Origin of the sequence: Micromonospora sp. NBC_01739 (genome assembly GCF_035920385.1) — a bacterium.
Taxonomy (GTDB): Bacteria; Actinomycetota; Actinomycetes; order Mycobacteriales; family Micromonosporaceae; genus Micromonospora.
On the sequence record NZ_CP109151.1, the window covers coordinates 5602928 to 5626085 of the forward strand.

Annotated in this window: 21 protein-coding genes, 1 tRNA gene and 1 pseudogene; 17 read left to right on the forward strand and 6 right to left on the reverse strand. The window is 71.2% G+C overall.

Features of this window, described 5'->3' with window-relative positions; all coding sequences use genetic code 11:
* Positions 1-47: 47 nt before the first annotated feature.
* Complete coding sequence (proB, locus tag OIE53_RS25410; protein WP_327023989.1) at positions 48-1205, reverse strand: glutamate 5-kinase; 1158 nt, start codon at positions 1203-1205, stop codon at positions 48-50.
* Between the two features lie 13 nt (positions 1206-1218).
* Between proB and OIE53_RS25415 the strand changes: the two genes are divergently transcribed.
* The 5 genes from OIE53_RS25415 to OIE53_RS25435 all read left to right on the forward strand — a co-directional run bounded on the left by OIE53_RS25415 (position 1219) and on the right by OIE53_RS25435 (position 6596).
* The gene (locus tag OIE53_RS25415) at positions 1219-1533 is read left to right on the forward strand and encodes an MGMT family protein (protein WP_327023990.1); all 315 of its coding nucleotides are present in this window, start codon (positions 1219-1221) and stop codon (positions 1531-1533) included.
* Positions 1534-1565: 32 nt separating this feature from the next.
* Positions 1566-3005, forward strand: a complete 1440-nt coding sequence (locus tag OIE53_RS25420; protein WP_327023991.1) for an MFS transporter — start codon at positions 1566-1568, stop codon at positions 3003-3005.
* Entirely contained in the window at positions 3002-4522 is a 1521-nt protein-coding gene (locus OIE53_RS25425) for a pyridoxal phosphate-dependent decarboxylase family protein (RefSeq protein WP_327023992.1), read from the forward strand. The genes OIE53_RS25420 and OIE53_RS25425 overlap by 4 nt, the downstream gene beginning before the upstream one ends.
* 108 nt (positions 4523-4630) lie before the next feature.
* Positions 4631-5209, forward strand: a complete 579-nt coding sequence (locus tag OIE53_RS25430) for an NADH-quinone oxidoreductase subunit B (protein ID WP_327023993.1) — start codon at positions 4631-4633, stop codon at positions 5207-5209.
* A 70-nt stretch (positions 5210-5279) separates the two neighbouring features.
* The gene (locus tag OIE53_RS25435; protein WP_327023994.1) at positions 5280-6596 is read left to right on the forward strand and encodes a DUF2252 domain-containing protein; all 1317 of its coding nucleotides are present in this window, start codon (positions 5280-5282) and stop codon (positions 6594-6596) included.
* Between the two features lie 21 nt (positions 6597-6617).
* Here OIE53_RS25435 and OIE53_RS25440 read toward each other — a convergent pair whose 3' ends face one another.
* On the reverse strand, positions 6618-7664 hold the full coding sequence (locus tag OIE53_RS25440) for a glucose 1-dehydrogenase (RefSeq protein WP_327023995.1): 1047 nt from the start codon (positions 7662-7664) through the stop codon (positions 6618-6620).
* A 124-nt stretch (positions 7665-7788) separates the two neighbouring features.
* Between OIE53_RS25440 and OIE53_RS25445 the strand changes: the two genes are divergently transcribed.
* Both OIE53_RS25445 and OIE53_RS25450 read left to right on the forward strand, forming a co-directional pair.
* Entirely contained in the window at positions 7789-8544 is a 756-nt protein-coding gene (locus OIE53_RS25445) for an NADH-quinone oxidoreductase subunit C (protein WP_327023996.1), read from the forward strand.
* Positions 8544-9506 carry a complex I subunit 1/NuoH family protein gene (locus tag OIE53_RS25450; RefSeq protein WP_327023997.1) on the forward strand — a complete coding sequence of 321 codons (963 nt, stop codon included), beginning with the start codon at positions 8544-8546 and terminating at the stop codon, positions 9504-9506. The genes OIE53_RS25445 and OIE53_RS25450 overlap by 1 nt, the downstream gene beginning before the upstream one ends.
* 177 nt (positions 9507-9683) lie before the next feature.
* Here OIE53_RS25450 and OIE53_RS25455 read toward each other — a convergent pair whose 3' ends face one another.
* A complete protein-coding gene (locus OIE53_RS25455) occupies positions 9684-10724 on the reverse strand; it encodes a glutathione S-transferase family protein (protein ID WP_327023998.1) in 1041 nt (346 codons plus the stop codon).
* A gap of 127 nt (positions 10725-10851) precedes the next feature.
* Positions 10852-11424 carry a Uma2 family endonuclease gene (locus OIE53_RS25460; protein ID WP_327023999.1) on the reverse strand — a complete coding sequence of 191 codons (573 nt, stop codon included), beginning with the start codon at positions 11422-11424 and terminating at the stop codon, positions 10852-10854.
* A gap of 107 nt (positions 11425-11531) precedes the next feature.
* Here OIE53_RS25460 and OIE53_RS25465 point away from each other — a divergent pair, with 107 nt between their 5' ends.
* From OIE53_RS25465 to OIE53_RS25500, 8 genes are all read left to right on the forward strand, one after another.
* Complete coding sequence (locus OIE53_RS25465; RefSeq protein ID WP_327024000.1) at positions 11532-12164, forward strand: NuoI/complex I 23 kDa subunit family protein; 633 nt, start codon at positions 11532-11534, stop codon at positions 12162-12164.
* A complete protein-coding gene (locus OIE53_RS25470; protein ID WP_327024001.1) occupies positions 12161-12721 on the forward strand; it encodes an NADH-quinone oxidoreductase subunit J family protein in 561 nt (186 codons plus the stop codon). Before OIE53_RS25465 ends, OIE53_RS25470 begins: the two co-directional genes overlap by 4 nt.
* A complete protein-coding gene (gene nuoK, locus OIE53_RS25475; RefSeq protein WP_327024002.1) occupies positions 12718-13035 on the forward strand; it encodes an NADH-quinone oxidoreductase subunit NuoK in 318 nt (105 codons plus the stop codon). Before OIE53_RS25470 ends, nuoK begins: the two co-directional genes overlap by 4 nt.
* Complete coding sequence (locus OIE53_RS25480; RefSeq protein ID WP_327024003.1) at positions 13032-14981, forward strand: NADH-quinone oxidoreductase subunit 5 family protein; 1950 nt, start codon at positions 13032-13034, stop codon at positions 14979-14981. The genes nuoK and OIE53_RS25480 overlap by 4 nt, the downstream gene beginning before the upstream one ends.
* Positions 14982-15030: 49 nt before the next feature.
* Positions 15031-16563, forward strand: coding sequence for a complex I subunit 4 family protein (locus tag OIE53_RS25485; protein WP_327024004.1), 1533 nt, complete (start codon positions 15031-15033; stop codon positions 16561-16563).
* A 34-nt stretch (positions 16564-16597) separates the two neighbouring features.
* Positions 16598-18085: an NADH-quinone oxidoreductase subunit N gene (locus OIE53_RS25490; RefSeq protein WP_327024005.1), complete on the forward strand. Its 1488-nt coding sequence runs from the start codon at positions 16598-16600 to the stop codon at positions 18083-18085.
* 138 nt (positions 18086-18223) lie between these two features.
* On the forward strand, positions 18224-19096 hold the full coding sequence (gene htpX / locus OIE53_RS25495) for a zinc metalloprotease HtpX (protein WP_327024006.1): 873 nt from the start codon (positions 18224-18226) through the stop codon (positions 19094-19096).
* 128 nt (positions 19097-19224) lie between these two features.
* The gene (locus OIE53_RS25500) at positions 19225-20484 is read left to right on the forward strand and encodes an MFS transporter (RefSeq protein ID WP_327024007.1); all 1260 of its coding nucleotides are present in this window, start codon (positions 19225-19227) and stop codon (positions 20482-20484) included.
* Positions 20485-21050: 566 nt separating this feature from the next.
* Here OIE53_RS25500 and OIE53_RS25505 read toward each other — a convergent pair.
* Positions 21051-21545: a YajQ family cyclic di-GMP-binding protein gene (locus OIE53_RS25505; RefSeq protein ID WP_327024008.1), complete on the reverse strand. Its 495-nt coding sequence runs from the start codon at positions 21543-21545 to the stop codon at positions 21051-21053.
* 148 nt (positions 21546-21693) lie between these two features.
* Here OIE53_RS25505 and OIE53_RS25510 point away from each other — a divergent pair.
* A tRNA-Tyr gene (locus OIE53_RS25510) sits at positions 21694-21777 on the forward strand.
* 154 nt (positions 21778-21931) lie between these two features.
* Complete coding sequence (locus OIE53_RS25515; RefSeq protein ID WP_327024009.1) at positions 21932-22468, forward strand: hypothetical protein; 537 nt, start codon at positions 21932-21934, stop codon at positions 22466-22468.
* 6 nt (positions 22469-22474) lie between these two features.
* Here the strand turns inward: OIE53_RS25515 and OIE53_RS25520 are convergent.
* Positions 22475-23053 (reverse strand): annotated as a pseudogene (locus OIE53_RS25520) (integrase); the annotation flags it as partial.
* Positions 23054-23158: the final 105 nt, after the last annotated feature.

A 23158-nucleotide genomic window follows, 5' to 3' on the forward strand; every position in this document is an offset into this window, starting at 1 on the left:
CCTTTTAATACGCCACGCGTTAATAAGGTGCCCCTCCTTACCGGCTTCTACAGCAGTACCAGGTCGTCGCGGTGGACGACCTCCCGTTCGTACGCCGGGCCCAGCGCCGCGGCGAGGTCGGAGGTGGAGCGTCCCAGCAGGCCGGGCAGCTCGACCGCGTCGTAGTTGACCAGCCCTCGGGCGACCGGGGCGCCGTCGTCGTCGACCAGGTCGACCGGGTCACCGGCGGTGAAGGCCCCGTCCACGGCGGTGATCCCGGCCGGCAGCAGGGACTTGCGTCGGCCCACCACGGCGGCCACCGCACCCGGGTCCAGGTGCAGCCGTCCCCGGGGGGAGGTGGCGTGGGCCAGCCAGAACAGGCGGGCCGCCGGCCGTCGGGGACTGGGGTGGAAGAAGGTGCCGACCGGCTCACCGGAGAGCGCCGCCACGGCCTGGGCGGCGGAGGTCAGCACGACCGGGATGCCGAACCCGGTGGCGATGCGGGCCGCCTCGACCTTGGTCACCATGCCGCCGGTGCCTACCCCGGAACGGCCGGTGCCGCCGATGTCGACTCCGGCCAGGTCGGACTCGTCACGTACCTCGGCGATGCGGCGGGCACCGGGTCGGGCCGGGTTGCCCGTCCAGAGGGCGTCGACGTCGGAGAGCAGCACCAGCAGGTCGGCGTCGACCAGGGCAGCCACCAGGGCGGCCAGCCGGTCGTTGTCACCGAACCGGATCTCCTGGGTGGCCACGGTGTCGTTCTCGTTGACGATCGGTACGGCCCGCAGGTCGAGCAGTTTGCGCAGGGTGCGGTACGCGTTGCGGTAGTGGGCCCGCCGGGTCACGTCGTCGACCGTCAGCAGCACCTGCCCTACGGTGCGACCGTGCCGGGCGAAGGCGGCGGCGTACCGCCCGATCAGCAGGCCCTGCCCGACGCTGGCCGCGGCCTGCTGGGTGGCCAGGTCGCGGGGTCGCCGGGCCAGCCCGAGCGGCGCGAGACCGGCGGCGATCGCGCCGGAGGAGACGAGCACCACCTCGCGGCCGTCGACCGTACGCGTGTCGAGGGCGTCGACCAGCGCGTCGAGCCGCTCGTCGTCCAGACCGCCGGTGGCGGTGGTCAACGAGGAAGATCCGATCTTGACGACGACCCGCCGGGCCGTGGTTACCGCGTCGCGCACCCGCCTATTCTGCGCTGTCGTCCTTGGGACTCCCCTCGGCGTTCCCATACTCTGGCTGGTCGTGACCCCTGAGGAGTACGTCGAGGCGGTTCTGGACCTCGTTGACCGGATTCCCCCTGGTCGGGTGATGTCGTACGGGGCGGTGGCCGACGCCCTGTCCGAGCGTTCGGGTCGGGCCTCCGCCCGACTGGTCGGGGCGATCATGGCCCGGCACGGTGGGGCGGTCGGCTGGCACCGGGTCGTCAACGCGGCCGGGGCGATGCCGCCGCAGTTGGCGGCGCAGGCGCGAGCGCGGTGGCTGGCCGAGGGCACGCCGATGCGCCAGGACCGGGTGGACATGCGGGCGGCCAGTTGGTGGCCGACCGAGGGGATGTGACGAGAGCCATAATCTGAGTACGATTCGGCGCCATGACCGCACCGCCCAGTGGCGCCGCCGCGGCCCTGCCGCGCAAAGTGCACGCCGGTTACGCCCTAGGCTCGCTGGCCACCGGGGCCTTCGGCACCGTACCGGGGCTGTTGCTGCTGCCGTACCTCACCGACACCCTGGGGGTGGCCGCCGGCGTGGCGGCCCTGCTGGTGCTCCTGCCGAAGGCGTGGGACGTGCTGGTCAACCCGGTGGCCGGGCGGATCTCGGATCGGACCCGCTCCCGCTGGGGTGCCCGCCGGCCGTACCTGCTCATCGGTGGACTGGCCCTGGCCGTACTCTTCGGGTCGATCTTCGCCGCCCCCTTCGGTGCCGGGCCGGCCGCCGGGGCGTACGTCGCTGTCGCCTTCCTGGCCACGGCGACCGCCTTCGCCTTCTTCCAGGTGCCGTACGTGGCCATGCCGGCCGAGTTGACCAGCGACTACGCCGAACGTACCCGGATGATGACCTGGCGGATCGCGGTGCTGGCGCTGGCCATCCTGGTCTCCGGCGCGGTGGCCCCCCTGGTCCGGGACGCCGCCGGGGGTGGGGTGCCGGGACACCGCTGGATGGGGGTCTTCGTCGCCGCCCTGATCGCCCTCGGTGCGGTCGGTGCCTTCCTGGGCACCCGGTCCGCTCCCCAGCAGGTGGTCGCCGAGAGTGAACCCAGCCTGCGCGTCCAACTCGCGGTGGCCGGCCGCAACCGGCCGTTCCGGGTGCTGCTGCTCTGCTTCGTGGTGCAGTCCGCCGGGGTGGCGACGATCCTCGCCGGGGTGCAGTACTTCGCCGACCAGATCCTGCGTGACTCCAAGACCGGCCCCACCCTGCTGTTCGCCTGCTTCGTCGGGCCCGCCCTGGTGGTGATGCCGCTCTGGTCGCGGGTGGGTGCCCGACTGGGCAAGCTCGCCGGGCTGGTGATCGCCTCCCTGATCCTGGCGGGCGGTGGGCTGGCGCTGGTAGCCGCGCCGCTGCTCCCCGCCGCCGTGATCTACCTGCTGGTCGCGTCGATCGGGGTCGGGTACGCCGGGCAGCAGGTGTTCGCGCTGGCCATGCTCCCGGACTGCATCGCGTACGACACCGCCCGTACCGGCCGCCGTCAGGCCGGGGTCTTCACCGGCCTGTGGACCGCCGGGGAGACCTTCGGCCTGGCCCTGGGTCCTGGCATCTACGGTCTGGTGCTCGCCCTGACCGGCTACGTCTCCTCCACCACCGGCACCTCCGCCCCCCAATCCGACACCGCCCGCCTAGGCGTCCTGCTCGGCTTCACCCTCCTCCCCGCCCTCCTGATAGCCCTGGCCACCCTCCTCCTCCGCCCCTACGACCTGACCCAAGCCCGCCTAACCACCCCTCCCACCCCCACCCCCGCCCTTTCTCCCGTCGATCATGCACTTTCCGTCGGGACTAAAGGTGCGAACCAGCACGAAGAGGAGACCAAAACTCCATGATCGACGAAGAAGCGGGGGCGCTGCCCGTGCATGGGGTGGCCGCGGAGCGGGTGTTGGGGGAGATCCGGGAGCTGCGGGGGTTGGATCGGCCCACGCACGGGGGGCGGTTGTTCGCCTATGTGTACGACCCGGGGGTGCCCGGGTTGGACGAGTTGGCTGCCGCCGCGTACGCGGAGAGCGCCCATGTCAACGGACTGGACCCGACCGCCTTCCCGTCCCTGCTGGCGATGGAGAACGCGCTGGTCGGAGCGGCGGCCCGGCTACTGAACGGTGGGCCCGGCACCAGTGCCCCGGAGGTGGTCGGCAGCATCACCGGCGGCGGCACGGAGTCGCTGATCCTGGCCGTGAAGGCGGCCCGGGACGCCCGGCCGGAGATCACCGCACCGCGCATCGTGGTGCCGACCAGCGCGCACGCGGCCTTCGCCAAGGCGGCGCACTACCTGCGGGTCCAGGTCGATGCGGTGCCGATCGACCCGGACACCCTGCGACCGGCGGTCGCCGACATCGCCGCCGCGATCCGCCCCGACACGGTCCTGGTGGTCTGCTCCGCCCCCTCGTACGCCCACGGGGTCATCGACCCGGTAGCCCAGATCGCCGAGGCGGCCGCCGTAGCGGGGGTACGGTGCCACGTCGACGCCTGCTTCGGCGGCTGGACCCTGCCCTACCTGCGTCGTCTCGGCGAGCCGGTGCCCGACTTCGACTTCGCCGTACCCGGGGTCACCTCGATCTCGGTGGACCTGCACAAGTACGCGTACGCCCCGAAGGGGGTCTCGGTGCTGCTGCACCGCGATCCGGCCCTGCGGGCACCGCAGTACTTCGCGTACGCCGACTGGCCCGGATACACGATGATCAACCCGGTGATCTCCTCCACCCGCTCGGGCGGACCGATCGCGGCCGCGTACGCGACCCTGCGGCACCTGGGTGACGAGGGCTACCTGGAGTTGACCCGGCGGACCCGCCAGGCCGTGCGGGTGCTGGCCGAGGCCGTACGCGGAGTCGACGGGTTGCGGCTGGTCGCCGAGCCGGAGTCGACAGTGGTCTGCTTCACCGCCACGGACTCCGGGCCGGACCTGTTCGTCCTGGTGGACGAGCTGGCGGCCCGGGGCTGGCACACCCAACCCCAGCTCCGGTACGCCGGACTGCCGCGCAGTGTGCACCTGACGGTGACCGCTGCGGTGGCCCCCCGGGCGGCCGAGTTCGCCGCCGACCTGGCCGAGGCGGTAGCGGCGGCCGCTGCCGCCGGGCCGGTCCCTCTGCCCCCGGAACTGCTGGCCCTGGCCGGCGCCCTCTCCCCGGAGACCCTCACCGCCGACCTGGTAGCGAACCTGGCCGCCGGCCTGGGCCTCGGCACAGGCGGTCCCGGCACAGGCGGTCCCGGCGCGGGCGGGCCAGGGGCCGGCGCGGGGCTGCCGGAGCGGATGGCGCCGGTGAACACTTTGCTGGACGCCGCGCCACCGGCGTTGCGTGAGCGGCTGCTCGTCGAGTTCGTCAGTCTGCTGCAACGCCCGTCGTACTGACCCCCCGCTGTTAGGAGGGGTCCCCTGTACAACGCCAGGCGTTAACAGGGGGCCCTTCCTTACCGGAAGGGCTGTGGTTGACTGTCGAGGAACGGGAAGGGGGCGATCGTGCAGCTGCCGGCGGTGCTCGGCGAGCCGATCCGGTTCGTGCTGAACTGGGGCCGGCGGTACTCGCTCTGGGTCTTCAACTTCGGGTTGGCCTGCTGCGCCATCGAGTTCATCGCCACCAGCATGTCCCGGCACGACTTCATGCGGCTGGGTGTCATCCCGTTCGCGCACGGTCCCCGCCAGGCCGATTTGATGGTGGTCTCCGGCACGGTCACCGACAAGATGGCCCCGGCCATCAAGCGGCTGTACGACCAGATGCCCGAACCGAAGTACGTCATCTCCTTCGGGGCCTGCTCCAACTGCGGCGGCCCCTACTGGGACTCCTACTCGGTGACCAAGGGGGTCGACCAGATCATCCCGGTCGACGTCTACGTGCCGGGTTGCCCGCCTCGACCGGAGGCCCTGCTGCACGGCATCCTGCGCCTTCAGGAGAAGATCGCCGCGGAGCAGTCCGGCCCCGGCGGGGTGTCCCGCCCGGACCCGCTGGCCTCGCCCACCGACGCGCCCTCCGCCGAGGGCACGGCGCCCCGCTCCACCGCCTCGCTCACCGCCCCGCCGGTACGCCCGCCGGGCACCTGACCTCCGGCGTACCGGGGCGCCGCCGCGTCGTTGGACGGTGCGGTGGCGGCCGGGGATTAGCGTACGGATCATGACCGATGCCGCGGAGAAACGTTCCGCCTTCATCGTCGAGGTGCTGGCCCAGGAGTTCGGCGCGTTGATGGCGCTCGACCCGGCAGCCTTCCGACGCAAGTTCCGCAAGATGGCCGCCTCCCCGTTCGCCTTCTACCGGGGCAGTGCCAGTCTCTTCTACGCCGACCAGCGCGGCGACTTCGCCGACGACCGCTACCTCGACGCCCAGACCAGTCGGGTGTGGATCCACGGGGACCTGCACGCGGAGAACTTCGGCACGTACATGAACGGCTCCGGCCAACTGGTGTTCAACGTCAACGACTTCGACGAGGCCTACGTCGGGCCCTTCACCTGGGACCTGCGGCGCTTCGTCGCCAGCGTGGCCCTGATCGGCTACACCAAGGCCCTCTCCGACCGGGTGATCAGCGAGCTGGTGACCGGTTTCGCGGAGAGCTACCTGACCGAGCTGCGGGCCATCGCCGAGGGCGGTGACGACGCCATCGGGTCGATCACCCTGGACAACGCCGACGGGGTGCTGCGCCGGGTACTCCAGCAGGCCCGGCTCAACACCCGGGTCGATCTGCTGCGGGAGCAGACCACCATCGACGCGTACGAGCGGCGGTTCTCCCTGCGCGACGGGGTGTACGAGATCGACGGGGAGGTGCGGGCCAGGGTCTGTGCCGCCTTCGAGGCCTACCTGGACACCCTGCCGGCGGCCACCGCGCAGGCCCGCCCGCTGGCCACCCAGATCAAGGACGTGGTGCTGCGTAAGGGGGTGGGCATCGGCTCGGCCGGTCTGCCGTCGTACAACCTGCTGCTGGAGGGGCACACCCAGGCGTTGGAGAACGACGTCGTGATCTACATGAAGCAGGCTCAGGTGCCGGCGGTGGCCCGACATGTCGACGACGAAGGGGTCCGTGGCTACTTCCGGCACCAGGGCCACCGCACCGCCGAGTCGCAGCGGGCCCTTCAGGCGCACGCCGATCCCTGGGTGGGCTACACCGAGCTGGACGGGGTGGGCCAACTGGTCGCCGAGGTCTCCCCGTACGCCGCCGACCTGGACTGGGCCGACGTCAACGAACCCGAGGAACTGGCCGGGGTGCTGGCCGACCTGGGTCGGGCGGTCGCCCGGATGCACTCGGTGGCCGACGACGAGTCCAGCCACGACCTGGTCGACTACTCCACCGAGGAGGCGATCGTCGCCGTGGTGGCCGCCGACCCCGCGGGCTTCGTCGCGCACCTGGTCGACTTCGCCCACGCGTACGGCATTCGGGCCCGCCAGGATCACCAGCTCTTCGTCGACCTGTTCCGCAACGGCAGGTTGCCGGGTCTCTGAGGCGTAGCCTCCCCCGGCCGGTCAGGAGGTGAAGTCGAGGATCACCTTGATGTCCTGCGGGCCGGGGGAGTACGCCGAGGCGTACTCCGACAGCGGCACCCGGCGGGTGATCAACGAGGCCAGCCAGGACTGGTCGGCCTGGGACAGCGCCTCGGCGGCGGCGTTCCAGTGCCGCCGGTTGGCGTTGACGGAGCCGAACACCACGTTGTTCTCCAGGACCAGGGTGCGGTTGAGGGAGCCGGCGTCGAGGTCTACCGTCCGGCCCCCGCTGGAGACCCCGGCCAGGCAGACGATCCCGGCGGGGGCGACCTTGTACATCGCTTCGAGGACGACCGCCGGTGCGCCGGTGCACTCGACGATGACATCCGGTGTGAAGTCCAGCTGGTCGATCGAGCCGGCATGGTAGGTGGCCCCCAGGGCACTGGCCAGCGCCGGCTTGGGACCCTCGGTGACCAGGTCGAGCACATGGACGTCCAGACCACGCTGGCTGGCCAGCAGGGCGGCCAGCAGGCCGATCGGACCGGCACCGGTGATCAACGCGGTACGCGGCTGCCACTGCGCCCGCTGACCCATGCGGAAGATGTGGTCCCACGCCTTGACCACCACACTCGTCGGTTCCAGCAGCACCCCCACCTCGCCCAGGGCCGGGTCCAGTCCGACGGCGAAGCGGGGCTGGAGCCGCCAGCGTTGCCGGGCGAAGCCGGGCAGGGCCTTGATGCCGTGCTCGGTGAACAACCCGTTGCGGCACATGTCCCACTCGTCGACCGCGCAGTTCGGGCAGGGCACCGGATCGGGATGCCGGACGATCCCGGCCACCAGATCGCCGGGTTGCAGGGTGCCGGTCGAGTCCTCGATCACCCGGCCCAGCGACTCGTGCCCGAGCACCAGATGATCATGACCGGGCGGGGCCTCACCGTACTTGCCCTCGATGATCTCCATGTCCGTGCCGCAGATCCCCACCGCCAGGGCCTCCACCAGGATCGACCCCTCCTCGGTGGTCGGCTCCGGGTAGTCCTCAAGCAGCCGCAGGGAGCCGGGCACCCCGGGAATCACGGTGACAGCGCGCACGGCCCCATCCTGCTGCGCGCGGGTCGACCCCCGCCGGCAAAGCGGGTATCTCCACCCGGCCGCGTGGTGTCGGCATCACACCGGGGCGGCGCGTCGGGCCGGGTACGGCCATAGGATCAGTGCCATGACACCGGAAGAGGCCGGCCGGCGCCTTGTCACGCTGCTCGCACCCGTCGAGGCCACCGCTACGGTTTCCGGAGGTCAGGCACACGCCCGGGCCACGGTCGACGTACCCCCCTCGGCCTGGCGGGCGGCGCTGCTGGCCGCGCGGGACGACACCGAGCTGGCCTGCGACTTCTTCGACTGGCTCTCCGCGGTGGACGAGCTGGCCGAGGGGTTCGACGTGGTGGCCCACCTCTGGTCGACCACCCACCGGCACGGTCTGCTGCTGCGGGCGCGGGTGCCCCGGGCGACCCCGACGATCGACTCGGTGGTGTCGGTCTATCCGGGTGCCGCCTGGCACGAGCGGGAGACCCACGAGATGTTCGGCATCGACTTCGCCGGGCACGACGGCCTGCTGCCGCTGCTGCTGCCCCCGGAGTTCGAGGGGCATCCGCTGCGCAAGGAGTTCGTGCTCGCCTCCCGGGTGGCCAAGCCCTGGCCCGGGGCGAAGGAACCGGGCGAGTCCGAGGCCGGAGGTGGCCGACGACCGATCCGGCCACCCGGGGTACCGGCACCGGGCGAGTGGGGGACCACCCCGACCCCGGCCGGTGCCGGTGGCGTCGGGGAAGGGCCGCGCGGCGGCACCCCGGCCCGGCCGGCCCGCGAACGACCGCCCCGGGAACGCCCGGCCCCGGTGGCACCCGCCGCCGCGGCCCCGCCCGGCGACCCGGCGCCCCCGGCCGAGGGCGGGCAGCCTGAGGAGGAAGGTACGACCTGATGCCACTGTGGCTGGAGCTGGTGATCCGGATCGGCGGCGTGGTGGTCGCCTTCCTCGTGCTGCCACTGCTGGTGGGGCAGGCCGAACACAAGGTGATGGCCCACATGCAGGGGCGGCTGGGGCCGATGTACGCCGGTGGGTTCCACGGCTGGGCACAGCTCGTCGCCGACGGGGTCAAGTTCGTACAGAAGGAGGACATCACCCCCCGCGCGGCCGACCGGCCGGTGTTCCGGCTGGCTCCGGCGGTGGCCCTGGTGCCGTACCTGCTGGCTCTGCTGGTCATCCCCCTGGGCCCGAACGACCTGGTGGGGCAGCCCCTGGACATCGGTCTGTTCTTCGTGCTCGCGGTGGTCGGGGTGGGTGTGCTGGCGGTGTTGATGTCGGCCTGGGCCTCCGCCAACAAGTACAGCCTGCTCGGCGGGGTACGCGGGGCCGCCCAACTGCTCGGCTACGAACTGCCGCTGGTGCTGGCCGCCGCCTCGGTGGCGATGGCCGCCGGCACCCTCAGCCTGTCCGGCATCGTCGAGGCGTGGCAGCCCTGGTGGCTGATCTGGCAGGCCCCCGCCATGGTGGTCTTCTTCCTGGCCGGGCTGGCCGAGATCCGCCGACCGCCGTTCGACATGCCGGTGGCCGACTCGGAACTGGTCTTCGGCTACCTGACCGAGTACACCGGCCTGCGTTTCGCCTTCCTGCTGCTCGCCGAGTACGTCGGCATAGTGGTGATCGCCGCGCTGACCACGGTGCTGTTCCTCGGCGGCTGGCAGGGCCCCTTCGCCGACGCCCAACTCGGCTGGCTCTGGACCCTGCTCAAGGTCGCCGCCGTCAGCTTCGTGATCATCTGGATGCGGGTCTCGTTCCCCCGCCTGCGCGAGGACCAACTCCAACGCCTCTGCTGGCTGATCCTCGTCCCCACCGCCCTGGCCCAACTGGTCCTGACCGCCACCATCCGCCTAACCCTCTAACCCCCCGCGCACCCCCCACCCCCCACCCCCACCCCCGCCCCCGCCCGCTCTCGCCCCCGCGATCTTGCACTTTTGGTCGCTCTTCTGTGGCTTTTGCCCCATTCGCGGCGACACAATGTGCAAGATCGCGGGGCTGAGGGTGGGGTGTGGGGGCGCGCGGAGGGCGTGGGTCGGGGTTTACGGGAGGGGGGTGTGAGTGGGGTCTACCGGGTCGATGGGGGGTGGTGGGGGAGTGCCGTCGCCGAAGGGGCGGCCGCCGAGGGCTTCCCGGCCGTGTGGGGTCAGCCAGTTCGACAGGTCGGGGCCCAAGGGCACGACCCCGGTCGGGTTGATGTCCCGGTGCACCTCGTAGTAGTGCCGCTTGATGTGGTCGAAGTCGACCGTGTCGCCGAAGCCGGGGGTGGTGAACAGATCCCGGGCGTACGCCCACAGCACCGGCATCTCGGTCAGCTTCTGCCGGTTGCACTTGAAGTGCCCGTGGTACACCGGATCGAAGCGGACCAGGGTGGTGAACAGCCGGATGTCGGCCTCGGTGATGGTGTCACCGACCAGGTAACGCTGCCCGGCCAGCCGCTCGCTGAGCCAGTCCAGCCGGTCGAAGAGCCGGTGGTACGCCTTGTCGTACGCCTCCTGGCTGCCGGCGAAGCCGCACCGGTACACCCCGTTGTTGACATCGCGGAAGACCACCGCGTTGACCTCGTCGATCTCGGCCCGCAGGTGCTCGGGATACAGATCGGGGGCACCGGGCCGATGGTGCGCGGTCCACTCGGTGGACAGGTCCAGGCTCATCTGGGCGTAGTCGTTGGTCACCACCTGCCCGGTCGGCACATCCACGATGGCCGGCACGGTGATCCCGCGCGGATAGTCGGGGTAGCGGGCGAAGTAGGCCTCCTGGATGCGCTCGATGCCGAGCACCGGGTCCCGCCCGCCCTGGTCCAGGTCGAAGGTCCAGCTCCGCGCGTCGTGGGTGGGCCCGGTGATGCCCATCGACAGCACCGATTCCAACCCCAACAGCCGCCGTACGATGATCAGCCGGTTCGCCCAGGGACAGGCCCGGCTGACCACCAGCCGGTACCGTCCGGGCTCCACCGGATAGCCGTCCCGCCCGTCGGCGGTGATCCGGGTGGTGATGTAGTTCTGGTCCCGGTTGAACTCACCTCCCGGCTCCACGTACTTTCCGCCGGTCTGTCTCTGGCCCGGGTCGTTTTCCACCATCATCGCCCTGCTCCTTGCCTGTGCCGCCTGCCATGCCGCTCCCATCATGGCCGACACTTAGCCCACTGGCCGGGCAGAAGGAGCGGAAGATCGACGGAGGCGACGAAGATCGGGCGACTACCCGGGCCCGTCAGAGGTACCTGGGCGTCAGGTGGGCCACGGACAGGTTCACCGGGAAGGGCTCACCGGTGTCGACGAACTTGGTCCACCGTCCGGTCTCGGTGTAGACCTCGTGCACCGGATCGATCCGGTGGGTGTGCACCACGAGACCGGCCGGATCGGTCTCGATCCGCCAGTAGTAGGGGATGCCGGCCTGGGCGTAGAGGGCCGGCTTGAGCACCCGGTCGATCGAGCGGGTGCTCGGCGAGACGATCTCGACGGCTAGCACCACCTCGTGCGGCTCGTACCGGGCGGGTCGGCGTTGGGCCGCCGGTGCGGTGATGACCAGGACGTCCGGGATGAAGGAACGGGTGCGGTTGATCCGCACCTCGACCCCCTGGGTGACCTCGTACTCGTCCGGGCACTCCGCTTCGAGCGCGACGCCGAGGCGCATGGCGATGGTCTGGTGGGCGGCGGGGGAGGGGGACACGAGCAGCACTCCATCGAGCAGTTCGCGGCGGCGGCCGTCGTCGGGCAGGGCGTCGAGGTCGTCCGTCGTCCACTCGCCCGACGGTGGTCGGCCGTCGTGCAGCGCGGCGGTCATCTGACGGGTCCTTTCCGATGTGTCGCTCTCTCCCCGTGGTCACGGTACTAACGGCAGAGCCCGGGTGGTGGTCGCGCGCGCCGTGCCCACAGGGCAGGATGTTCGACATGAGCGAGCGTGAGCGAGCGGACGATCGGCTCGGCGAGCGAGGCGAGTCGGCGGGGGTGCCGGGCAGCGGGCTGGTCAAGGGGCTGGCGGTCACGCTCAAGACGATGACGAAGCGGTCCACCACCCAGCAGTATCCGGACGTGGCTCCCGAGCTGCCGCCCCGCTCACGTGGGGTGATCGCCCTGCTGGAGGAGAACTGCACGGTCTGCATGCTCTGCTCCCGGGAGTGTCCGGACTGGTGCATCTACATCGACTCGCACAAGGAGGAGGTGGTGGTGCCCGGCGCCGCCCGCCCCCGCCAGCGCAACGTGCTCGACCGGTTCGACATCGACTTCTCGCTCTGCATGTACTGCGGCATCTGCATCGAGGTCTGCCCCTTCGACGCCCTCTACTGGTCGCCGGAGTTCGAGTACGCCGAGTACGACATCAAGGATCTGCTGCACGACAAGGATCACCTGGGCGAGTGGATGGCGACCGTACCGCCGCCACCGGCGCACGACCCCAACGGTGAGCCCGCCAAGGAGGAGACCGCCGCCGCGCGCAAGGCCGCGATCCCCGCCGCGTCCGCCGCCCGTCCGACCGCCCCGCCGGTACGCCCCGAGCCGGCACCCGGGGAAGGTGCTTCCGAGTGACCGGGGCGGACGCGCTGCTGCTCGCCCTGGGGGCGGTGGCCGTCGGGTCCGGGGTGTTGGTGGTGTCGACCCGGCACCTGGTCCGCGCCGGGCTCTACCTGGTCACCTGTCTGGGGGCGGTGGCCGGGATGTATCTGGTGCTCACCGCCGAGCTGGTGGCCTGGGTGCAGGTGCTGATCTACGTGGGCGCGGTCGTGGTGCTGCTGCTGTTCGCGGTGATGCTGACCCGCGCCCCGATCGGCGCCTCGGACGATCTGGACCGTCCGGGCTGGCCGGCCGCCCTGATCGGCGGCGGGGTCGGGCTGGGGCTGGCCGCCCTGCTGATCGACGCGTACCGCTGGACCAAGGTGGAGTTGCCCGAGGCGGGCACCGCCGAGCGCATCGGTGAGCAGGTCTTCGCCAGTTGGGTGCTGCCCTTCGAGGTGCTGTCGATCCTGCTGCTGTCCGCGCTGGTCGGCGCGATCGTGCTGTCCCGCCCGGACATCGGCCGCACCGCGGAGGGCCAGGACCAGCCGGCCGAGCGGACCGGCTCGGATGGCGCGGGAGGAGCCCGGTGAGACCGGTCATCCCGTACGTCACGGCCGCCCTGCTGTTCGGCCTGGGAGTGTACGGCGTACTGCGGCGACGCAACGCGGTGCTGGTGCTGATGGGGGTCGAGCTGATGCTCAACGCGGTGAACCTGATCCTGATCACCGCGGACACCACCACCCGGGCCCTGCTGCCGCACAGTGGCCAGGTCTTCGCCCTCTTCGTGATCGTGTTGGCGGCGGCCGAGATCGGGGTGGGGCTGGCGATCGTGCTCCAGCTCTATCGGATGCGGGCCAGTGTCGCCGTCGACGAGGTGCCGCTGGAGCGGGAGGGTCAGCGGTGAGCACCACGACCCTGCTGGGTGTCCTGCTGCCGGTCGTACCCCTGGTCGCCGGTCTCGGCGGCCTGCTGCTGCCACCGGCCGGGCCCGGCGCCTCGGACGGCCGGGGTGCCGCCCGACGTGCGGCCGTGGCCCTGGGGGTGGCCGGTGCGGCCGGAGCGCTGGTGTTGGCGGTGGCCCTGCTGGTGACCCTGGAGGCCCCGGCGGAGTCCTCGACCACCTGGATTCGCTTCGGCGACCTCACGGTCACCCTGGGGGTACGCCTGGACGGCGCCGCCGCCCTGGTAGCCGTGGCGGTGGCGGCCGTGGCCCTGGCCGTGCAGGTCTACTCCGTCGGCTACCTGGCCCGGGGTCCGCACGACGACACGGACGTCGACCACCGCTACCCGCCGTACGCGGCACAGATCAGCCTCTTCACCGCCGCCATGCTGCTGGTGGTGGTCTCCGGGGACCTGATCATGCTGCTGGTCGGCTGGGAGGTGATGGGCATCTGCTCCTACCTGCTGATCGCCCATGACCGGCGGCTGCCGCAGGCCCCGGCCGCCGCCCAGAAGGCCTTCCTGGTTACCCGGGTCGGCGACGTCGGGTTCCTGCTCGGCATCGCCCTGCTGGGCGTCTCCGCGGGCAGCTTCCGGATCGCCGAGGTGCTGGCCCACGACCACGGCACCACCACCCTGACCGCCGCCGGTCTGCTGCTACTGGCCGGGGTGGCCGGCAAGAGCGCCCAGTTCCCGCTGCACACCTGGCTGCCGGACGCGATGGCCGGCCCCACCCCGATCTCCGCCCTGATCCACGCCGCCACCATGGTGGCCGCCGGGGTGTACGCCCTGACCCGGCTGTGGCCGCTGTTCCAGGCCACCCCCACGGTGCTGGCCGTGCTCGGGGTGATGGCCTCGGTGACCCTGCTGCTCGGGGCCCTGGCCGCCACCGCCCAGGACGACCTCAAACGGGTACTCGCGTGGTCGACGGTCTCCCAACTCGGCTACATGACCGGGGCGCTGGCCGTCGGCTCCCCGCCCGCCGCCCTGTTCCACCTGCTCACCCACGCCGCCTTCAAGGCCCTGCTGTTCCTCGCCGCCGGGGTGGTCATCCATGCCCTGGGCACCGCGGCGATGTCCCGGATGGGCGGGCTGCGGCACACCATGCCGGTCACCTTCTGGTGCACCCTGATCGGGCTGGGCGCGCTGGCCGGGGTGCCCCCGCTCTCCGGGTTCTGGAGCAAGGAGGGGGTGCTGGCCGCCGCCGAGGAGGCCGCCCTGCACGGCGAGGGTTCGGCCCCGGCCTGGGTGGGTTGGCTGGTCTGGCTGGCCGGGCTGGTCGGGGTGGCCGTCACCGCCTGGTACGCCACCCGGCTGCTGCTGCGTACCTTCTTCGGCGCCCTCCGCACCCCCTCGGCCCACCCGCACGATCCGCCTGCCCTGCTGCGTTGGCCGGTGCTGGCGTTGACCGTGCCGGCGGCCCTGCTCGGCCTGGCCGGCTTCCCCGGCTGGTTCGCCACCCAACTGCAACGCACCACCCCGGTCGACGCCGAGGGGGTGTCGGATCTGCTGCCCCCGGAGGGTCTGATCCACCTCACCCCGACCGTCCTGCTGCCCCTGGCGTTGCTGCTGCTCGGGGCCGGGCTGGCCTGGGCCGGTTGGCGTCGGGACACCGCCGCCGACCCGGCGGCGGCGCTGGGCCCGCTGCGGCCGGTCTTCGCCCGCGCCTTCCGCCTGGACGAGGCCCAGCACACCCTGGTGGTACGCCCCACGGCCGCCCTCGGCCGGGCCGCACGGGTGGCCGACGAGCGGGTCGTCGACGGGGCGGTCACCGGCACCGGTCGGGGTGCGGCTGCCCTGGGCGGTGGCCTGGCCACCCTGCACCGGTCGGCCCTGCCCCGCGCGGTCGCCGCGGTGCTCGGGGGTGCGCTGCTGATCGCCCTGGCTGTCACCCTGATCGGAGCGATGTGATGAGCCGCGGAGCGGGCACGGGCCGGGCCTCGCGGATCGGAGCCTGCTGATGAGCCTAGGTGAGTTCCTGCTGGTAGCGGTCCTGGCGGTGCCGGTGCTCGGGGCCCTGGCGGTGGCGGTGATCCCCCGGGACCTGCCCGCCCGGGTGGCCGGTACGGTGGCCGCCGCCCTGACCCTGGTGGCGGCCCTGGCTCTGGCCGTCGACCGGTCCGGCACCTGGACCGCCTACTCGGCGACCCCACCGGCGGTACGCCCCTGGCACGCCTTGGACCTGCCCTGGGTGCCCGGCCTGGACCTGCGGTTCCACCTGGGGGTGGACGGCATCTCCTGGCCCCTGGTGGTGCTGACCGCCCTGCTCACCCTGCTCTGCTGCGGGTACACCTGCTGGCGGGTGCCGCCCGGCGGCAGCGGACGGGCCCTGGTGGCCCTGCTGCTGGTGGTGGAGGTCGGCATCCTGGGCACCTTCCTGGCCCTGGACCTGGTGCTGTTCTTCCTCTTCTTCGAGGTCGTCCTGCTGCCGATGTACGCGATCATCGTCGGCTGGGGTGGCGACGGCACCGACCCGGCGGCGGTGGCGGCGCGGCGTCGGGCGGCCCGCAAGTTCGCCCTCTACACCCTGTTCGGCTCGGTGCTGCTGCTGGTCGGGGTCTATGTGGTGGTGGCCGCCGCCGGTACCGCCGACATGGTCACGCTGACCGGGGGCACCGGGCTGTCCCGGGGCACCCAGTTGGCCGCCTTCACCCTGCTGGCGGTGGCCTTCGCGGTGAAGAGCCCGCTCTGGCCGCTGCACTCCTGGCTGCCGGACGCCCACACCCAGGCCCCCACGGTCGGCAGTGTGCTGCTCGCCGGGGTGCTGCTCAAGATGGGCACCTACGGCCTGATCCGGATGGCCGTCGGGGTGGCCCCGGAAGGGGCCCGCTGGGCGGCACCGGTGCTGGGGGTCCTGGCCGTAGCGGCCATCCTGATCGGGTCGCTGGTGTGTCTGGCGCAGACCGAGCTGAAGCGGCTCATCGCGTACTCCAGCGTGGGGCACATGGGGTTCGTGCTGCTCGGCATCGCCACCCTGACCGCCACCGGCATCCAGGCGGCGCTGATCGGCAATGTCGCCCACGGCATCATCACCGGCCTGCTGTTCTTCCTGGCCGGGGCGATCAAGGACCGGACCCACACCGGGGCGCTGCGCGACCTGTCCGGGTTGCGGGAGACCGCCCCCCGGCTGTCCGGGCTGCTGGCCTTCGCGGCGGTCGCCTCGCTGGGGCTGCCCGGCCTGGCCGGGTTCTGGGGGGAGGCGTTCGCTGTGGTCGCCGCCGTCGAGGTGGGCGGCCCGCTGTGGATCACCCTGGCGGTGCTGGCCGCCTTCGGTGGTGCACTGACGGCGGCGTACCTGCTGCGGTTGTTGCGGCAGGTCACCCACGGTCCCGCGACCCCTGCGGTGGCCGGGCTGAAACCGGGGCTGGCCGGGGCCGAACTGGTCGCCTGGACGCCGCTGGTGCTGCTGGCCCTGGCCGTCGGGTTGGCACCGACCCTGGTGCTGGGTGTCGCCGAGGCGCCGGTGACCGCCCTGGTGGAGGTCCTGCGATGACGACGACCCGGGACCGGGCCGACGGGAGGCAGCCGTGAGCAGGGTGCAGAGCGTCGACAGTGTGGCGCTGCTGCCGGCGTACCTGGCCGCCGGGACGGCCGTGCTGGCGCTCCTGGTCGACCTGGTGCTGGCCCGCCGGGCGGCGACGATCGTGGCCACGGCCACCGGTGCACTCGCCACCCTCGTCGCGGCCGTCGCGGTGGGGGCCGGAGGCGAACGCCGTACCTTCTGCGTCGGGGCCGACTGCTCGTACGTCTTCGGTGGGCGGGCCGCCCTGGTGGCCGGGCTGGTGGCGCTGCTGGTGCTCGGGGTGTTGGCGCTGTCCAGGCCGCTGCTGCGCGACGGGGTGACCCCGGTGGGGGAGTTCTGCTTCCTGCTGGCCTGCTCGATGACCGGTGGCGTGGTGCTCGGCGCGGCCGGGGACCTGATCACCCTGATCGTGGCCCTGGAGGCCCTGACCCTGCCGCTGTACGTCCTGGTCGGGCTGCGCCGGGGGAGCCTGGCCAGTGCCGAGGCGGCGGTGACCTTCTTCGTGGTCAGCGTGGTGGCCACCACCCTGACCCTGCTCGGCGCGGCGCTGCTCTACGCGGCTACCGGCAGCCTGCACCTGGAACGGCTGGGGGTGATCCTGGCCGACCGCTCGGAGTTGCTGGACCTGCCGTTGACCACGGTAGCGGTGGCCCTGGTGCTGGCCGGGTTGGCCTTCAAGGTGGCCGCGGTGCCGTTCCACGCCTGGGCCCCGGCCACCTACGACGGGGCCCCGCTGCCGGTGGCCGCGTACCTGTCGACCGCCTCGAAGCTCGGTGGGGTGGTAGCCCTGCTGGCCGTGGTGCAGCACGCCCTGCCGCCCAGTGTCGCCGGGCCGGTGCTGGCCCTGGTCGCCGCGCTGACCATGACCGTGGGCAACCTGGTGGCCCTGCGTCAGCGGCGTACCGTGCGGCTGTTGGCCTGGTCCTCGGTGGCCCAGGCGGGCTACATCCTGGCCCCCCTCGGTGCCCTGGCCCTGGCCGATGTCGAGGCCCGCTCCGCCGCGTACGCCGCCGCCCTGGCGTACGCCGTCTTCTTCGTGCTGTTGGAGTTGGCCGCCTTCGCCGGGGTGGTGGCCCTGCGCCCGGCCGGGGCGGACGGCGGGCAGTTGGACGACCTGCGCGGGGCGGCCCGGCGGCATCCCTGGGTTGGTACGGGCCTGGCCTTCGCCCTGATCGGGCTGGCCGGTCTGCCCCCCGGGCTGGCCGGGTTGTTCGCCAAGGTGACCGTGGTGCGGTCGCTGCTCGGCGGGGAGGCGGCCTGGCTGGCCCTGCTGGTGGCCCTGAACGCGGTAGTCGGCCTGGCCTACTACCTGCGCTTCGCCGCCCTGCTGTACGCCCCGGCCGACAGCGCCCCGAACGACAAGGCCCACGGCACCCCCGCGGTGGCGGTGCGGCCGGCCCGGCTGGTGGCCGCCGCCCTGGCCGTGGCGACCGCCCTGGCCGTGCTGGTCGGCTTCGCACCGCAACTGGTGCTTGATCTCACCGGGAGCTGAATCCGCTCCGACCTGCCGTTTCATTCCCGAACATGACTGTCATTCAGGTAACTCTCAGTCATGAGACGGATGGTTGACGGGTACCGGGTTGTTGTACCGGTCAACGGATCCAGGCATCCGTGCACCGAAGGAGTGATCGTGCACCACAACCGTCTGAAGACCGCCGCGCTGCTCGGCCTGCTCACCTCGCTGATCCTGGCGGTGGGCTACTGGTTCGGCGGCAGTGGCGGCCTGGTCATCGCCGTCGTCATCTCGCTGGTGATGAACGGTGTCACCTACTTCTACTCCGACAAGCTGGCGCTGCGCTCGATGCGGGCGCAACCGGTCAGCGAGGCACAGTTCCCCGAGCTGTACCACATGGTGCGGGAGTTGGCGGCCGAGGCGCGGCAGCCGATGCCCCGGCTCTACATCAGCCCGACCGCCCAGCCCAACGCGTTCGCCACCGGCCGTAACCCGCAGAACGCGGCGGTCTGCGTGACCCAGGGAATCGTCCAACTGCTCGACTACCGGGAGTTGCGGGGCGTCATCGGCCACGAGCTGTCACACGTCTACAACCGGGACATCCTTATCTCCAGCGTGGCCGCCGGCCTGGCCGGCATCATCACCATGGTGGCCAACCTGGCCCTGTTCATCCCGCTCGGCGGCAACGACGAGGACAGCCCGAACCCGATCGTGCTGCTGCTCACCATCATCCTGGGCCCGATCGCGGCGAGCATCATCCAGTTGGCGATCAGCCGCAGCCGGGAGTTCCAGGCGGACGCCTCCGGGGCCGAACTCACCCGTGACCCCTTGGCCCTGGCCAGCGCGCTGCGGAAGATCCACATGGGGGCCCAGCGTCGGCCCCTGCCGGCCGAGGGGCAGCTCACCAGCACCGCCCACCTGATGATCGCCAACCCCTTCAAGGGCGGTGGAGTCGCGGCGATGTTCGCCACCCACCCGCCGATGGAACAGCGGGTCGCCCGGCTGGAGGAGATGGCCCGCAACATGGGCCCGGTCCGCTACCAGCGCTGAACTGCGCCAACCTCTCGCCGCCCGTGCCGGGTCCATCCGGCGCGGGCGGCACCCTATTGGGTTGCGGGCCAGCCGGGCAGCGTTAGGGTTCAAACCGCTCTCACTCATTACACTTGTGGAGGTCCTCGGTGGCTGGTCTGCGCCGTTACCTGGGCGTTTGGCACCTTCCCGGGGCGCCGACCCTGTTGATCACCGGCATCATCGGGCGACTCGGGATCGGCATGACCCCGCTGGCCCTGCTGCTGGTCATCGAGGAGGTCACCGGCCGCTACTCGCTGGCCGCCCTGGCCGGTGGCGCCTACGCCCTGGCCGGCGCCGCCCTGAGCCCGGTGGCCGGGCGCGTCGCCGACCGCATCGGCCCCACCCCGGTACTGATCGGCACCGCGATCGCCCACCCCCTGGCCCTGATCGGCCTGCTCTGGTCGGCCCGCTCCGAGCAGACCCCCTTCGCCCTGGTCCTGGTCGCCGCCGCCGTGGCCGGCGCCACCTACCCCCCGCTGACCGCCGCCATCCGAGGCGCCTGGAACGACCTGACCAGCGTCGCCTCCGGCCGGTACCACCTGCGCAACACCGCCCTGGCCGCGGAGACCACCCTGTTCGAGGTCGTCTTCGTGCTCGGCCCCCTGCTGGTCGCCGGCTTCGTCATGTTCGCCGACGCCGGGGCCGCCCTGATCGGCTCAGCCGTGGTGACCCTCTTCGGCACCGTGGCCGTGGCGCTCGGCCAGACCATGCGCGGCTGGCAGCCGCACTCCCGGGACCACCGCACCCGAGGACTGGGCCCGCTGCGGCTCGGCGGATTCCCGGCCCTGCTGCTCTGCGTGGCCAGCCTAGGCATCGCCTTCGGTGCGGCCGGGGTCACCGTGCCCGCCTTCGCCACCCGCTACACCGCCGACGACCCGGACAGCCTGGCCGGGATACTCCTGGCCGTCTGGGGCATCGGCAGCGCGGTAGGCGGCTTCTGGTTCGGAATCCGCCGCCCGGCCCCCAACATGACCCGACAGTTCGCCTGGCTACTGACGGCGGTGGCGGGCAGCTTCGTCGTCTTCGCCGTGATGCCCACCCCCCTGGCGCTCGGCGTCGCCCTGATCGTCGGCGGGGCCACCATCGCACCGGCCCTGACCCTGGAGAACACCCTGGTCGGGCGAATCTCCCCGGCCGGCATGCTGAACGAGGCGTACACCTGGGTGGTCACCATGTCCGTCGGGGCCAGCGCCGCCGGTGGCGCGGTGGCCGGCCTGATCATCGACCACGCCGGTGGGGTGCCCTGGGCCTTCCTGTTCGCCGGTGCGGCGGTCGCCGCCGGGGCCGCCATCGCCGCCCTGCCCGCCGGCCCCATCGCCCGAGCAGAAGCCGCCTCCGTACGCGTGGAAACCCCCGCCCCGGTCTGACCGGGGCGCCGGTGGGTATCACCGAGGCATGTTCGCCTTCTTCTCGAACCGTCTCGGCTGCCTGGGCTCGATCGTGGTCAGCGCCATCGGCACCATCGTGCTCCTGCTGATCTTCAACCGCTGACCCCGCCGCTGCCCTGCGCCGCAGTCGCCCAAGAGCGACCCCCGCTCGGGCCGGCGGTCGACCGACGGGCGGTGATCGACTCCGTTACGCCGTAGTGGCGGTCTCCCACCGCCGCGCACCCCGCCGTTCCGGCGATACGGCGCGCCCACCGGGGCCCGCCCGGCCGCAACCTGCACCGACCGAACTCGGGCAGGCGGGAATGATGGGGGCCTCCTCCACCCCTACATCCCGACCTGTTGCCGGTCGTCTCGAGTCGCTCGCGACCCGGACGGCCCGACCACGATCAACCAGCTCGCCCGCATCCTCGGCGTGATCTGCCCATGACCACCGACAGTTCAGACGGAACCAGGTCGGCGCCAGTGGTCATGGGCAGCAGCGCCGACGACAGCCGTCGGCAACGCCGTCTGCCTGGGACGCAATTCCACGGACGGCCGGGTGATGCTTACCGGTAGTTGGTGAACTGGAGGGCGACGCCGAAGTCCTCCGCCTTGAGCAGGGTGATGACGGCCTGAAGGTCGTCCTTCTTCTTGCCTGTCACGCGAAGCTGGTCGCCCTGGATCTGCGCCTGTACGCCCTTGGGCCCCTCGTCGCGGATCTTCTTGCTGATCGCCTTGGCCTTCTCCTGGTCGATGCCCTGCACCACCTTGGCGTCGATCTTGAAGATCTTGCCCGACGAACGAGGATCGCCCGCGTCCAGCGACTTCAGCGAGATGTTCCGCTTGATCAGCTTCTCCCGGAAGACCTCCAGCGCGGCCCGTACCCGCTCCTCGGTCTCCGCCTGGAGGCTGATCGCCTCCTCGCCCGACCAGGAGATCTCCGCACCCGTACCCCGGAAGTCGAACCGCGTCGCAAGCTCCTTCTCTGCCTGGCGAAGGGCGTTGTCGACCTCCTGGCGGTCAACCTTGCTGACGATGTCGAACGACGGGTTCGCTGCCATGCTCATACTCCTGCTGTCCGGCTGTTTGTGATCGTTTGCCCCTGGATGACCAGGGGCGCGACCCCCTGACGGTACCCGGTTGCGGCGAAGCCAGTAGGAACCGCTATCCTTGCTTCCGCCGCCGCACCACGGTGCGGAGGTGTGCCCTGGCGGGTTGCCCGAGCGGCCAATGGGAGCGGACTGTAAATCCGTCGCGAAAGCTACAGAGGTTCGAATCCTCTACCCGCCACCAGGAGCACAAAGAGGCCCCTGACCAGCAGGAACGCTGGGCAGGGGCCTCTTTCGTGAGTCTCGCTCTGTGTCATTCGGTCTCGTTCGGTCTCGCTGGCTGTGTCGCATGTGTGTCGCCGGCCGATCATGTTGCGAGGTGCCGCCATCATGGTCGGATGGCGTGGGAGTGGTTGGCTCCGGCAGGGACGGTGGTCGGAGCGATGGTCGGGGCATTGGCCGGTGTTACGGCATCGGCCTTGACCGCCAAGTCTGGGCGACGGACGCAGGTTGAGCTGGCCAAGGTTCAGTCTGAATCAGCTCTGACGAAAGCTCTTCTAGACGAAAAGCGGGTGCTGTATGCCAAGTTCCTCAGCTTGGCGGATAACGTCCGAAACAGGATTTCTCTCGAGCGAAAGAAGACGGCTGCCCTCTTTCAACTGGTAGGCCGTGAAGAACCCGACGATGACGAAATCCAGCTCGAAGGTGAGGCGGCTGACGTGCAGTTGCCGCCCGAGGTTGTCGAGTTGTTGGCCGAGATGTCTGGCCTACGTATGCAGGTCATGATCCTCGGTGGGCCGGACATGGCCCGTGAGGCGAGTGACCTTTACGTGGTTGTGCGCGACTATGCGCGAGGTGAAGCCAAGGAGGCAGATGTTGTAGTCGCGATGGTCAGCGTTGGGGATGCCATGCATCTGGACGCATGTCGGCAGTAGGGCCGCCTACTTCGACGACAGTGCGCCTAGAGCAGACTCAATCCGTCGTCGCGCAGCTTCCTCTTGGCCATAGACGCACTTCGCATAGACCCGCATGAGCACATGCACACTGTGCCCCGCCCACTCGGCGACCTGGGTAGCGGGTACTCCGGCGTTGAGCCAGAGGGACACGGCGGCGTGTCGCAGGTCGTACGGACGGCGGGCCAGGGGTGAGCGTTGCTGAGCCGGGGTGAGGACCTTTGCTCGTGCGTCCCGCCATGCCTTGCCGTAGGTGTTGTTCGGGATCGGCTGACCGGCGGTGGGCACGTACCGTCCGCCGGGGCCGCGTCGGGTGACGAACAGCCTGCCGTTCGATCCGGGCGGGTACTCGTTGATGTGGTGGTCAATTAGGCGCACGAGCGGCGGCGGCACGGGCACATCCCGGGTGGCTGCCTTTGCTCGGTGCTTTAGTTCGCGATTCTCGGCAGTGTCGCCACCGTCGCCCCAATCCTTGCCAACGGCCACCGTTGAGCCGGTCAGGTGCAGCACACCCCATCCCCCGGTTTGGGCGGGTCGCTCGTACTCGTCTTCGCGCAGGTGAAGCACACCATCTAACAACCTCGATCACACCACAGGCCCAAACACGGAAAACGACACACTCCCGTGCTGATCGGTGACTCGCTCTCGGACATCGAGGGCGCGTGTGCCGCT